The organism is Streptomyces sp. NPDC048277, from assembly GCF_040652235.1.
Taxonomy (GTDB): Bacteria; Actinomycetota; Actinomycetes; order Streptomycetales; family Streptomycetaceae; genus Streptomyces.
Genome location: NZ_JBEZLQ010000018.1, coordinates 105487 through 118763, shown reverse-complemented (window position 1 = coordinate 118763; position 13277 = coordinate 105487). Strand labels below are relative to the sequence as shown.

Genomic DNA, 13277 nt, shown 5'->3' with positions numbered 1-13277 from the left:
GCCCGGATTGACTCAGGGGTTCGCGCGAAAGGTTGTACGAGTGCGGCGTTTTTGGAGAGTCGTTTACGGAAGCGGAACACCCGGGGCCCCGCCCCTCGTTACCGCGGATATGACGACGAACGCCCCGCGGCCCGAGGTGCTGCGCTACACCGCCTTCTCCAGCGCCCCCGGCGGCGGCAACCCCGCCGGTGTCGTGCTGGACGCCACCGGTCTGGACGACGACGCCATGCTGGCCATCGCCGCCGGCCTCGGATACTCCGAGTCCGCGTTCCTGACCGCGCCCCCGGAGGGCCTCGGCGGCGCGGACGGACGGGCGTACACCATCCGCTACTTCAGCCCCAAGGCCGAGGTGCCGTTCTGCGGGCACGCCACCGTCGCGACCGCCGTCGCGCTCGCCGAGCGGCTCGGCCCGGGGGAGTTGGTGTTCGCGACGCGGGCGGGCACGGTGCCGGTGGTGGTGGCCGAGGAGGGGGGAGCGGTGACGGCCACGCTCACGAGCGTCGAGCCGCACGTCGAGGAGATCGCCGACGCGGACCTCACGGAGGCGCTCGCCGCGCTCGGCTGGCCGCCCGCCGACCTCGACCCCGCCTTCCCGCCCCGCATCGCCTTCGCCGGCGCCCGCCACCTCGTCCTCGCGGCGGCGACCCGCGCCCGACTGGCCGATCTCTCCTACGACTTCGCACGCCTCGAAGCCCTGATGCACCGACTGGACCTCACCACCGTCCAGTTGGTGTGGCGGGAGTCGGCGACCGTCTTCCACGTCCGCGACCCGTTCCCGGTCGGCGGTGTCGTCGAGGACCCGGCGACCGGCGCCGCGGCCGCCGCGTTCGGCGCCTACGCCCGCACCCTCGGCCTGGTCCCCGAGGCCGCCGTCCTCACCCTCCACCAGGGCGAGGACCTGGGCCGCCCCGGCGAACTCACGGTGACCCTGCACGCCGACGACCCCCGCGTCCGGGTCAGCGGCACGGGAACGCGCATCGGCTAGGGCGGCGGCCCCGCTGCGATCGGCGTGAACGGCGCCTTCACTCCAGGAATGCCGTCAGCACGTCGTTCAGCTGTTCCGGTGCGGTGAGGGGCAGGGAGTGGTGGGTGGCCCGGGGGAGCAGGGCCACCGTGCCCCGCGGGAGGGTCCGGCGGGCCCTGTCGGCGACCTCGGCGGAGTGGTGGGCGCGGCTGTGCTCCGCGAGCAGGACCAGTACCGGCATACGGAGGCCGGCGGCCCGGGGGCGGCCGCCGGCGACGAGCCTGCGGCCGGGAGCGGTGGTGGCCAGGGCGTAGAGGCGCTGCCAGGTCTCGTCCGGGTGGGTGTCCGCCGTCTCCCAGGCCAGGAAGGCGCGGGCGCGGGCCTCGCTCGGGCGGAGCAGGGCGGGCAGCGCGCGCATCAGGTAGCCGGGGCGGAACCCGGCGAAGACCTGGGTGGGGTCGACGAGGGCGAGCCGGTCGACCCGCTGGGGTGCGTGCAGTGCGTAGCGGGCGGCCAGCCAGGCGCCGTACGAGTGGCCGCACAGATGTGTGCGGGTGAGCCCGAGCCCGTCCAGCAGCGCGTCCAGCCAGGCCGTGAGGTCGCCGGCGCTCTTCAGCGGCAGCGGAGCGCCCCGGCGCTCGGTGCGGCCGGCGTCGCCCAGCAGGTCGACCGCGTGGACCCGGTGCCGCTCGCCGAGGGCCGGTGCGTTGGCGAACCAGACCAGGCCGGTGGCGGAGCCGCCGGGCAGCAGCACCAGCGGGCTGCCGTCCGCCGGGCCGTACACATGGACCCGGGTGCGTCCGTAGGGGGTGACGACATCGTGCTCCTCGGTGGACTCGGGCCAGCGGGCGCGCAGCTCGTCGTAGACGGGGTCGAAGGCGAGGTCGAAGGCGGACAAGGACACGGGAATTCCTCTCGCCGAGCGATAATCTCGATGAGCGAGATATTAGCGGGATATCGCGCGGGGATCCGAGGGAGTGCGCATGGACGATCAGAGCCCGGAGCTGCGGCTGGTTCACCTGCTGCGCGCGGTCACCGTGGAGTTCGACCTGCTCGGCGCGGAGTTCGCCGCGCGCCAGGGGCTGCATCCCACCGATGTGCGGGCGCTGATCCACCTGCTGGACGCGGCGCGGGCCGGTGTCCGTGCCACGCCCGGGTGGCTCGGCGGGCAGCTGCGCCTGAACTCCGCCGGGACCACCGCCCTGGTGGACCGGCTGGAGCGGCTCGGACTGGTCCGGCGCAGCAGGGACACGGCCGACCGGCGCCGTGTGTTCCTGGAGGTGCAGGAGCGGGCCACGGAACTCGGGTGGAGCTTCTTCGGGCCGGTGATCGGCGAGGTGGTGGCGGCCGCGGAGGGGTTCGAGGCGGGCGAGCTGGAGACGGTGCGCCGCTTTCTGACCGCGGTACTGGAGTCCGTCGAGCGGGCACGTCCGGTCTGACGGGGGTTCGGGCTTCGGGCGTACGGACGCCGGGTTTTGTTGCGGAGGGATGAAATCCGGTTCCGTTCGTGTTGTGACCTGCGGAAGACAAGGGCGAACGGAGGGCACCCGCGTGGCAGCGCAACAGGGGGAGCAGCAGGGCTGGGCGCGCAGGCTGGCGGGGTATGCCTGGCGGCACCCCAAGGACGTCGTGCTCGCGCTCGGGTCCTCGCTGGCCGGTATGGCGGTACTCGCCGTCGTACCCCTGATCACCAAGGTGATCATCGACGATGTGATCGGGGACCACAGCCGGTCCATGGGGCCCTGGGCCGGTGCCCTGGTGGGCGCCGCCGTCCTCGTCTACGTGGCCACCTTCGTCCGCCGCTACTACGGCGGCCGGCTCGCCCTCGACGTCCAGCACGACCTGCGGACCGAGATGTACGACACCATCACCCGGCTCGACGGACGGCGGCAGGACGAGCTGTCCACGGGGCAGGTGGTGGGCAGGGCCACCAGCGACCTCCAGCTGATCCAGGGGCTGCTCTTCATGCTGCCGATGACGATCGGCAACGTCCTCCTCTTCCTGATCTCCCTCGCGATCATGGCCTGGCTGTCGCCGCCGCTGACCCTCGTCGCCCTCGCCGTCGCCCCCGCGCTGTACTGGATCGCCAAGCGCAGCCGCGGCAGGCTGCACCCCGCCACCTGGTACGCCCAGGCCCAGGCCGCCGCCGTCGCCGGCGTGGTCGACGGCGCGGTGAGCGGTGTACGCGTGGTCAAGGGCTTCGGGCAGGAGGAGCAGGAGACCGGGAAGCTGCGGGAGGTCGGGCGCAGGCTCTTCGCGGGACGCCTGCGCACCATCCGGCTGAACAGCAGGTTCACCCCGGCCCTCCAGGCCGTCCCGGCCCTCGGCCAGGTCGCCATGCTGGCCCTCGGCGGCTGGCTGGCCGTCCGCGGTCACATCACCCTCGGCACTTTCGTCGCCTTCTCCTCCTACCTCGCCCAGCTGGTCGGCCCGGTCCGGATGCTCGCCGTGGTCCTCACCGTCGGCCAGCAGGCCCGCGCCGGCACCGAGCGCGTCCTGGAGCTGGTCGACACCCGCCCGACCATGAAGGAGGGCACGAAGACCCTCCCCGCGGACGCGCCCGCGACCGTCGAGTTCGACGACGTGTCCTTCGGCTACGACCACGAGCGCCCGGTGCTGACCGGGCTGAGCTTCGAGATCCGCCCCGGCGAGACCCTCGCCGTCGTCGGCTCCTCCGGCTCCGGCAAGTCCACGGTCTCCCTCCTCCTGCCCCGCTTCTACGACGTCTCCCACGGCGCCGTCCTGGTCGGCGGCCACGACGTGCGCGAGCTGACCCTCGATTCGCTGCGCGCCGCGATCGGGCTCGTCCCGGAGGACTCGTTCCTCTTCTCGGACACGGTCCGCAACAACATCGCCTACGGCCGTCCCGACGCGACCGAGGACGAGATCCTCACCGCCGCCCGCGCCGCCCAGGCCGACCGCTTCGTCGCCGAGCTGCCCGACGGCTACGACACCGCGGTCGGCGAGCAGGGCCTCACCCTCTCCGGCGGCCAGCGCCAGCGCATCGCCCTCGCCCGCGCCCTGCTCACCGACCCCCGCCTCCTCGTCCTCGACGACGCCACCTCGGCCGTGGACGCCCGTGTCGAGCACGAGATCCACGAGGCGCTCAAACACGTGATGCAGGGCCGGACGACCCTCCTCATCGCCCACCGCCGGTCCACCCTCAACCTCGCCGACCGCATCGCCGTCCTCGACAGCGGCCGGCTCGCCGACATCGGCACGCACGAGGAGCTCCAGGAGCGCTCCGCCCTGTACCGGCGGCTCCTCACCGACCCCGACGAGCTCGGCGGCGTCTCCCCGGGACACGCCGTCCCCGCCGTCCCGCGCGAGGACACGTCCGTACGGGAGGAGCTGGACGCCGAGTTCGACGCCGAGCGGGGGGTGACCCCGCGGCTGTGGACCGGTGACCGTACGCCCCGGGACCTCGCCCTCTCCGGCACCCCGGCCACCCCGGAACTCCTCGCCCAGGTCGAGGCGCTGCCCCCGGCCACCGACATCCCCGACATCGACGAGGCACGTGCCGTACGGCCCGAGGACTCCTACGGCCTGCGCCGCCTGCTGCGCGGCTTCGGCCTGCCCCTTCTCGTCAGCCTCGGCCTGGTCGCCGTGGACGCCGGCATGGGACTGCTGCTGCCCGTCCTGATCCGGCACGGCATCGACCAGGGCGTCAGCAGGATGGCGCTCGGCGCGGTCTGGGCGGCCGCGCTGCTCGGGCTGTTCGCGGTGCTCGCGCAGTGGGCGGCCCAGATCGGCGAGACGCGGATGACCGGTCGCACCGGCGAACGCGTCCTCTACTCCCTGCGCCTGAAGATCTTCGCCCAGCTCCAGCGGCTCGGCCTCGACTACTACGAGCGGGAGCTGACCGGCCGGATCATGACGAGGATGACGACGGATGTCGACGCCCTGTCGACGTTCCTGCAGACCGGGCTGGTCACCGCCTTCGTCTCCGTCGTCACCTTCTTCGGCATCATGGTCGTCCTGCTGGTGATCGACGTGCAGCTCGCGCTCGTCGTCTTCATCACCCTGCCCCCGCTGATCATCGCGACCTTCTTCTTCCGCCGGGCCAGCGTGAAGGCGTACGAGCTCGCCCGCGAGCGGGTGTCGGTGGTCAACGCCGACCTCCAGGAGTCGGTGTCGGGGCTCAGGATCGTGCAGGCGTTCCGGCGCGAGGGCGACGGCTCCCGGCGCTTCGCCGAGCGCAGCGAGAGCTACCGCAAGGCCCGTATCCGGGGCCAGTGGCTGATATCGGTCTACTTCCCGTTCGTCCAGCTGCTGTCGTCGGTCGCCGCGGCGAGCGTCCTGATCGCGGGCGCGCACCGGGTCGAGGCGGCCACCCTCACCACCGGCGCCCTGGTCGCCTACCTCCTCTACATCGACCTGTTCTTCGCACCCGTCCAGCAGCTCTCCCAGGTCTTCGACGGCTACCAGCAGGCGACCGTGTCCCTCGGCCGCATCCAGGAGCTGCTGCGCGAGCCGACGTCCACACGGACGGCGGACGCGCCGCGCGAGGTCGGGTCCCTGCGGGGCGAGATCGCCTTCGAGGACGTGCACTTCGCCTACGGCGATGACGACGAGGCCCTCGGCGGCATCGACCTGACCGTCCCCGCCGGACAGACGGTCGCCTTCGTCGGTGAGACGGGCGCCGGGAAGTCGACCCTCGTCAAGCTGGTGGCGCGGTTCTACGACCCGACGGGCGGCCGGGTCACGGTCGACGGCGAGGATCTGCGCGACCTGGACCTCACGTCGTACCGGCACCGCCTCGGAGTGGTCCCCCAGGAGGCGTACCTCTTCCCGGGGACCGTCCGGGACGCCATCGCCTACGGGCGGCCCGAGGCCACCGACGCCGAGGTGGAGGCGGCGTCCCGCGCGGTCGGCGCCCACGAGATGATCGCCACCCTCGACGGCGGCTACCTCCACGAGGTCGCCGAGCGCGGCCGCAACCTCTCGGCCGGCCAGCGCCAGCTGATCGCGCTGGCCCGCGCGGAGCTGGTCGACCCGGACGTCCTCCTGCTCGACGAGGCGACGGCGGCCCTGGACCTGGCGACCGAGGCCCAGGTCAACATGGCCACCGACCGCCTCGCGGGCCGCCGCACCACGCTCGTGGTCGCCCACCGGCTGACCACGGCCGCCCGCGCCGACCGGGTCGTGGTCATGGACCACGGGCGGGTGGTGGAGGACGGCACGCACGACGCGCTGCTGGCCCGCGACGGCCGGTACGCCGAGCTGTGGCGCACCTTCATCGGCCAGTCCGAGGAACCGGAAGAGCCGGTGGGCGCGACCCGCTGACCTCTCCTCGGCCGCCTGGGCCTGTCGTACGCAGGTGAGGACGACGGAGTGGACGCGGCGCCGGCCGGGTGGGAGGTCGGGCGGGCCGTGTGGATCGCCTCCCTGACGGCCGTGCAACCATCCGACATACGTCCTGCGTCCGTACATCAGTACGGTCATGGATGGTGCACAGCTGCGGTACGGGAGGGGACGACTGTGGACAGTGGTGCGATACGTCGGCGGCTGGCGCTCGGTGTGGCCGTACTGGCCGCCTCCGGGGCGCTCGCCCTCGTGGCACCGGCCGAGGCCCAGGCCGTGACGGGCGGCAACTGCGCCGGACGCGAGGTGCGGACCCTGCCCTTCGCCACCGGCACCGTGCACGTCTACCGGCAGGGCGGCTACGTCTGCGCGATCACCCTTCCCGACAGCCCCGGCGCCAAGCGCGCCATGTCCGTCAGCCTTCAGGCCCGCGGCAACCGCCCGGTCGTCGACCAGGGCCGCTACCGCCACCGCGCGGGCCCGGTGACGGTCCACGCCGGGCACCGGTGCGTGTGGGTGAAGGGCTCGGTGGGGCGGAGCTCGGTGAGCTCGGGGTGGATCCTCTGCTGAGGCCCGGACCGGGCCGGGGCTGACGCCCGGCGTTCACACGCGGCGGGCGCAGCCCACCGGCCGTTCCCCGCCGAGCTGGACGTAGAGGGTGGTCGACGCCGGGCAGTCGGTGCGCGAGGTCGCCGCCCGTACCACCTTGTACTGGGGTTTGCGCTTTCCCGAGCCGTCGCAGGCGGTCTCGCGGACCTGGCCGTGGCCCGAGCCGTAGACACAGTCGCCGACGATGGTGCGCGGTCCGCCGCCCCCGCCGGGGTCACCGGGGTGCGGCGGCTCCAGATTGCGCATACAGGCGTAGCCCTGCGGGATCGTTACGGCACCGGCCTCGCCGCCGGTGCGCTGGGCACTGATGTGCAGCACGAAGTCGGTGGTGCCGGGGCACGGCGGCCCGTCGGCGATGCCGCCGTCGTACCGGGCGACGACCCGGGCCGCCGCCCGCTCGCTCGTGCACGGCACCTCGGTGAAGCCGGCGGTCCCGAACGAACTGCACTCGCCGACCGCGAGGAACCGCTCGCCGTACCCGGGCACCGTCTCCCCCGCCGTCGACCGCGCGCTGCCCGCCGGCTCCCCGGACGAGGACCGCCAACACCCCGTCAGCAACAGGGCCGCGACCAGCACCCCCACCGAACGTCTCACGAACATGACACCCCCCGGGCCCCTAGGGGGTGTCCGGCGGATCATGCCGGGGTCGCGGGGTCTGGCACGCGCTCCCCCAGAGGGGGTGCCCCCAGCGGCGTTGTCGTCGGTCGCCGACGTCCCCCAGCCTTCGGCCGGGAGGTGCCCCCACCGCGTCGCCCGCCGCGGCAGCGGCTTATGTCTACGCCTCCTCCGCCTTGCAGCTGCACGCACCAGACCCCGCTCCCGGTCGGCCGAGAGGTGCCGTTTCTTGCAGCCGACCTGATCCGCCGGACACCCCCTAGCCAGCGTGGCCCGCGACCGCGGTGCACGCCAGCTGTGCGGGAGGCTTTCCGCCCTTTGGGGGTGTTACGCCCGGTCCGTTACGTACGTCTGGTACGTCAGCCCGTGGCCGATGGGATACAGCACCTGCGCCGGATCGTCCGCCCGCTGCACCGGCACCGGCAGTCTGCCGCGCGGTGCCACCTGCCCCGCGATCACCCGGGCGGCGGCGCGCAGTTCGACGTCGGTCCAGGAGTAGGCGGCCAGGCAGGCCTTGGCGGTGGGCAGTTGGGCCACGTCGTACGGGTTGCGCACGGCCACCGCGACCACCGGCCGCCCGGTCGCGACGAGTTGTGCCACGAGCCGCTGCTGCCCGCCGCCCGCCGTCACGTTGTACGTGCCGACCACGACCGCGTCCACCCCCTGGGCCGCCGCGACCGCCCTGTCGATCGTCGCGGCCGTGGGCTCCGTACCGGTGGACAACGCGGTGGCGGAGAAGCCGAGTTCGGAGAGGGCGGCGGCGAGCACACCGGTGGGCGGGCCCGTCGTACCGGACGGGGAGGCCGGGTCGGCGCCGACCACCAGCAGCGTGCCGTGCGTACGGGGGGAGAGGGGGAGCAGGCCGCCCTCGTTGACCAGCAGGGTGGTCGTCCGCTCGGCGATGCGGTCGGCGGCGGCGAGGTGCTGCGCCGTGCCGACCACCCGGCCGACGTCCTTGACGTTGACGTACGGCCGGTCCAGCAGCCCCAGCCGGGACTTCAGCCGCAGGATCCGCAGGATCGACTCGTCGAGCCGGGACTCGGTCAGCTCCCCGCCCTGTACGGCCTTCAGAACGGCGTTCCACGCGACGTCGAGGGCGGGCGCGTCGAGGAGCTGGTCGACACCGGCCTTGAGGGCGAGCACGGGGACGCGGTCGTCGCCGTACTTCGTGCGGACGCCCGCCATGCCCAGCGAGTCGGTCACCACCACCCCGTCGTAGCCGAGTTCGCCGCGCAGGATGCCGGTGACGACGGGGTGGGAGAGGGTGGCCGGGTCGCCGGAGTCGTCCAGGGCCGGGAACTGGATGTGCGCGGTCATGACCGAGTCGATACCGGCCTTGACCGCCGCCCGGAACGGCACCGCGTCCAGCTTCTCCCACAGCTCCCGGCTGTGGGTGATCACCGGGAAACCGGTGTGGCTGTCCACGGCGGTGTCGCCGTGCCCCGGGAAGTGCTTGGCGGTGGCCGCGACGCCGACGGCCTGGTACCCCTCGACCTCGGCGGCGACCAGGGCGCCGACCGCGTCCGGGTCGGCACCGAAGGACCGTACGCCGATGATCGGGTTGGCCGGGTTCACGTTGACGTCGGCGTCGGGGGAGTAGTCCTGGCGGACGCCCATCGCCCGCAGCTCCGTGCCGGAGATCCGGCCGACGGCACGGGCGTCGGCGCGTGAGCCGCCCGCCCCGATCGCCATCGCGCCCGGGAGGAGGGCGGCGGGCCTGCCGATCCGGCAGACGGCGCCGTGCTCCTGGTCGGTGGCGATGAGGACGGGCAGACCGCGCGGCTGGTCGAGGGACGCCTTCTGGATCCCGTTGGAGAGGTCGGCGATCTGCCGCGGGTTGCGGGTGTTGTGCGTCCAGGTGAAGTAGATGATCCCGCCGACCCGGTACTTCGCGATCAGCTCGGTGGCGGTGCGGACGCCGATCTCCTTGAGGTTGGCGTCGATGTCGGCCTGGTCGGGGTCGGTGGCCGAGTGGCCGTAGACCCGCGCCACGAACAGCTGGCCGACCTTCTCCTGGAGGGTCATGCGCGAGATGAGGGCGCGCAGCCGCTGGTCGTCGGAGGTGCCGGCGTGTGCGGAGGTGCCGAGTGCCAGGGCCGTGGTGACGCCTGCGCCGGCGGCGAGGACGGTACGTCTGGAGGGCATGTCCGCACGGTAGCCGGAAAGGGGCCGCCATCGGCGCATTGGAGGGGGGCACGTCGATGGCGGCGGGCCGACGGCCGTGGTGCGGCGGAGAGGGTAGGTCAGCGATCGCAGCCAGCAGCGAGGGCCGACACCACACCACGGAGACTCTTCCGACAGCCTGGGCCTTGGACGGACGGGGAGGGGACCGGGTTCCCTGGCGGCGACGTTTTTCCCTGACTAGGGAGCGGCGGGATTGAAGAGACGCCAGGGACAGCGCCCCGCCAGGGGCGCGGGGAACTGCGCGACCAGCCCCCATCAGCCCGCACCCGAAGAACGACCCGTTCCACCCTGTGGAAACCCCCCGCACCGGAAACCCCCGACCCGCGATCATGGGCGGATGCCCCTCGTCGAGATCCCCGGTTCCAAGTCCGTCACCGCCCGCGCCCTCTTCCTCGCGGCCGCCGCCGACGGAGTCACCACCCTCGTCCGCCCCCTCCGCTCCGACGACACCGAGGGCTTCGCCGAGGGCCTGGCCCGGCTCGGCTACCGGGTCGGCCGTACCCCGGACACCTGGCAGGTGGACGGCCGCCCGCAGGGCCCCGCGCTGCCCGAGGCCGAGGTCTACTGCCGGGACGGCGCCACCACCGCCCGCTTCCTGCCCACCCTCGCGGCGGCCGGTCACGGCAGCTACCGCTTCGACGCGTCCGAGCAGATGCGCCGCCGCCCCCTCGCCCCGCTCACCCGCGCCCTGCGCGACCTCGGGGTCGACCTGCGTCACGAGGGGGCGGAGGGCCACCACCCGCTGCGCATCGAGGCCGCCGGGGTGGACGGCGGCGAGGTGACGCTCGACGCCGGGCAGTCCTCGCAGTACCTGACCGCGCTGCTCCTGCTCGGCCCGCTCACCCGCAGGGGCCTGCGGATCCGGGTGACGGACCTGGTCTCCGCGCCGTACGTGGAGATCACGATCGCGATGATGCGGTCGTTCGGGGTGGAGGTGGCACGGGAGGGCGAGGTCTTCGTCGTCCCGGCCGGCGGCTACCGGGCCACGACCTACGCGATCGAGCCCGACGCGTCCACCGCCAGCTACTTCTTCGCGGCGGCGGCCGTGACGGGCCGCGAGGTCACCGTCCCGGGGCTCGGACGGGGCGCGCTCCAGGGCGACCTGGGCTTCGTCGACGTACTGCGGCGGATGGGCGCGGACGTGGAGATCGCCGAGGACCGTACGACCGTCCGCGGCACCGGCGGACTCCGGGGCCTCACCGTCACCATGCGGGACATCTCCGACACCATGCCCACCCTCGCGGCCATCGCCCCCTTCGCGGACGGCCCGGTCCGGATCGAGGACGTGGCCAACACGCGGGTGAAGGAGTGCGACCGGCTCGACGCCTGTGCGGAGAACCTGCGCCGGCTGGGCGTCGAGGTCGCCACGGGCGACGACTGGATCGAGATCCGGCCCGGCACCCCCGCCCCGGCCGAGATCAAGACCTTCGGCGACCACCGCATCGTCATGTCCTTCGCGGTGACCGGCCTCCGCACGCCCGGCATCTCCTTCGACGACCCGGGATGCGTGAAGAAGACGTTCCCGGACTTCCACGAGGCGTTCGGGGACCTGACGACCGGGTGGGAAATCCCGCTCGACGCCGCGTGACCGCCTCGACGAGACTCCGGACGTGACCTATACCTTGCGGGGGCCCTTGCCGGAGGAGCGGGTGGCCGGGTTCACCGCCGTACGGTGAGCCGGCGGGCCACCGCGTTCATGCCGACTCGTTGAGCAGTCGGGCCAGATGGTCCCGGCCCGCTGTCAGCAGGTCCGGGAGCGGGGGTGCCGTCTCGTACCAGCGTTTCTCGTACTCCCAGCACAGCCAGCCGTCCCAGCCGTGCCGGGAGAGCACCTCGACGCAGTCGGAGAGCGGCAGTATCCCGGCGCCGAGCGGCAGCGGGGTGGTGTCGTCCGCCGAGGCGATGTCCTTGACCTGGACATAGCCGAGGTACGGCGCGAGGGCCGCGTAGGTCTCGGCGGGCTGCTCGCCGCCCAGCCAGGTGTGCATCACGTCCCAGAGCGCTCCGGCCATGCGGTGGCCGACCGGGCCCAGCACCCGGATCGCGGCGGCGCCGGTGCGGTGCGAGTCATGGGTCTCCAGGAGGACCCGTACCCCCAGCGCGGAGGCGTCCTCGGCGACCGTGCCCAGCCGCCGGGCGGCGATCGCGTCGGACTCGGCGGACGGTACGGAGGGGTCGGCGCCGGGGAAGACCCGGACGAAGGACGCGCCCAGGTCATGAGCCAGCTGGAGGAGCCGGCGCACCTCGTCGAGCACCGGGGCGTCCGCGCCGGGCGCCGCGACGCGCGCGTACCCCGCGACGCGCGCGTACCCCGCGACGCCCAGGACCTCCACCCCGGCCGCCTTGAACTCGGCGGCCACGTCGGCGCGTTCGGCCGGGCCGAGGCCCGGGTGCACGGGCTCCTCCGGATGGGCGCGCAGTTCGACGCCGTGGTAGCCGTGGGCCGTGGCGAGTGCGAGCACGTCCGACACCGCCAGTCCGGGAACCCCGAGGGTGGAGAAGGCGAACCTCATACTCACCAACCTACGTCTCACTCACCCGTTCCGTGGAGGTCCAGCCGCCAGTCCTGGCCGACCAGGTCCTTGCCGAAGGAGCGGTGCGGTTTCTCGGCGGTGAGGACGAAACCGTGCCGCTGGTAGATGCGGCGGGCGGCGGACAGGATGTCGTTGGTCCACAGGACCAGGTCCCGGTAGCCGACCCCGCGCGCGAAGTCGATCACGGCGGTGACCAGCCGGTCCCCGATGCCCAGTCCCCGGGCCTCCGGTTCGACGAGCAGCAGCCGCAGCCGTGCGGTGCCGGGGGCGTCGTCCCGTACGCACATCACGCAGCCCATGGGCCGCCCGGCCCACTCGGCGATCCAGACCCGCTCCAGGTGCGGGTCGTGGTCCTCGGCGAAGTCGGCGACGATCCGGGCCACGAGCCCCTCGTAGTCGGCGTTGAAGCCGTACTCGGTGGCATAGAGGGCGGCGTTGCGCTGCACGATCCAGCCCAGGTCGCCGGGGTGCGGCTCGCGCAGCACGACCTCGCCGGTGCCGTCGGGGGTGTGCGCGTCGCCGAGGATCGTACGGATGGTGCGCATGGCCTCGGCCAGGCGCGGCCGCTCCCCGGGGTCGACGGCGCCGAGCAGCGAGCCGACCGAGTCCCGGGCCCGCTCGTCGAGCAGCTCGGCGGCGGCCCGCCCCGCCCCGGTGAGGGACACGCGCCGGCGCCGGGGGTCCTTCTCGGAGGGGGCGCGCCCGATCAGCCCGGCCTCCTCGAATTTGTTGAGGATCCGGCTCAAGTACCCGGCGTCCAGTGCCAGATCCGCCCGCAGGTCGGCCGCGTCGGTGTCGGTGGAGTGCGCCAGCTCGTACAGCACGCGGGCCTCGGTGAGGGTGTACGGGGCGTAGAGGTGGCGGCCGTAGTCGAGGGCGCCGATGACGTTGGTGTAGAAGCGGTTGAAGGCACGGATGTCCTGGACGGTCATGGCTGGACCCCGATGGTTGACTGAGTCAGAGATACCGTCCTCCGAGGCTATCCCGGCGGCCCGCCCGGCCGGAAGGTCTCGGCCCGAACAGCGGCCCCGCAGGCTTTACTTGTTCTTTTTGCCTGGGCCTGGTCC

10 protein-coding genes are annotated in these 13277 nt (G+C 73.3%); 5 read left to right on the top strand and 5 right to left on the bottom strand.

Features of this window, described 5'->3' with window-relative positions; genetic code table 11:
- Positions 1–109: 109 nt before the first annotated feature.
- Positions 110–985 (top strand): PhzF family phenazine biosynthesis isomerase, encoded by an 876-nt coding sequence (locus AB0D85_RS33560; RefSeq protein ID WP_362328569.1) that lies wholly within the window; start codon positions 110–112, stop codon positions 983–985.
- 37 nt (positions 986–1022) lie between these two features.
- On the opposite strand, the gene AB0D85_RS33555 is transcribed toward AB0D85_RS33560, so the two are convergent.
- Entirely contained in the window at positions 1023–1868 is an 846-nt protein-coding gene (locus AB0D85_RS33555) for an alpha/beta fold hydrolase (protein ID WP_362328567.1), read from the bottom strand.
- A 79-nt stretch (positions 1869–1947) separates the two neighbouring features.
- Here AB0D85_RS33555 and AB0D85_RS33550 point away from each other — a divergent pair, with 79 nt between their 5' ends.
- From AB0D85_RS33550 to AB0D85_RS33540, 3 genes are all read left to right on the top strand, one after another.
- Positions 1948–2403, top strand: coding sequence for a MarR family transcriptional regulator (locus AB0D85_RS33550; RefSeq protein ID WP_362328565.1), 456 nt, complete (start codon positions 1948–1950; stop codon positions 2401–2403).
- 112 nt (positions 2404–2515) lie between these two features.
- Positions 2516–6250 (top strand): ABC transporter ATP-binding protein, encoded by a 3735-nt coding sequence (locus AB0D85_RS33545; protein WP_362328563.1) that lies wholly within the window; start codon positions 2516–2518, stop codon positions 6248–6250.
- 195 nt (positions 6251–6445) lie between these two features.
- A complete protein-coding gene (locus AB0D85_RS33540) occupies positions 6446–6838 on the top strand; it encodes a hypothetical protein (RefSeq protein ID WP_362328561.1) in 393 nt (130 codons plus the stop codon).
- 33 nt (positions 6839–6871) lie between these two features.
- Here the strand turns inward: AB0D85_RS33540 and AB0D85_RS33535 are convergent, their stop codons facing one another.
- The gene (locus AB0D85_RS33535) at positions 6872–7477 is read right to left on the bottom strand and encodes a hypothetical protein (protein WP_362328559.1); all 606 of its coding nucleotides are present in this window, start codon (positions 7475–7477) and stop codon (positions 6872–6874) included.
- A 342-nt stretch (positions 7478–7819) separates the two neighbouring features.
- Positions 7820–9637: a glycoside hydrolase family 3 protein gene (locus AB0D85_RS33530; protein WP_362328557.1), complete on the bottom strand. Its 1818-nt coding sequence runs from the start codon at positions 9635–9637 to the stop codon at positions 7820–7822.
- A gap of 376 nt (positions 9638–10013) precedes the next feature.
- Here AB0D85_RS33530 and aroA point away from each other — a divergent pair, with 376 nt between their 5' ends.
- Entirely contained in the window at positions 10014–11264 is a 1251-nt protein-coding gene (gene aroA, locus AB0D85_RS33525) for a 3-phosphoshikimate 1-carboxyvinyltransferase (RefSeq protein WP_362328555.1), read from the top strand.
- 106 nt (positions 11265–11370) lie between these two features.
- On the opposite strand, the gene AB0D85_RS33520 is transcribed toward aroA, so the two are convergent.
- Entirely contained in the window at positions 11371–12189 is an 819-nt protein-coding gene (locus tag AB0D85_RS33520; protein ID WP_362328553.1) for a sugar phosphate isomerase/epimerase family protein, read from the bottom strand.
- Positions 12190–12206: 17 nt separating this feature from the next.
- Positions 12207–13142 carry a bifunctional helix-turn-helix transcriptional regulator/GNAT family N-acetyltransferase gene (locus AB0D85_RS33515; protein WP_362328551.1) on the bottom strand — a complete coding sequence of 312 codons (936 nt, stop codon included), beginning with the start codon at positions 13140–13142 and terminating at the stop codon, positions 12207–12209.
- Positions 13143–13277 lie beyond the last annotated feature (135 nt).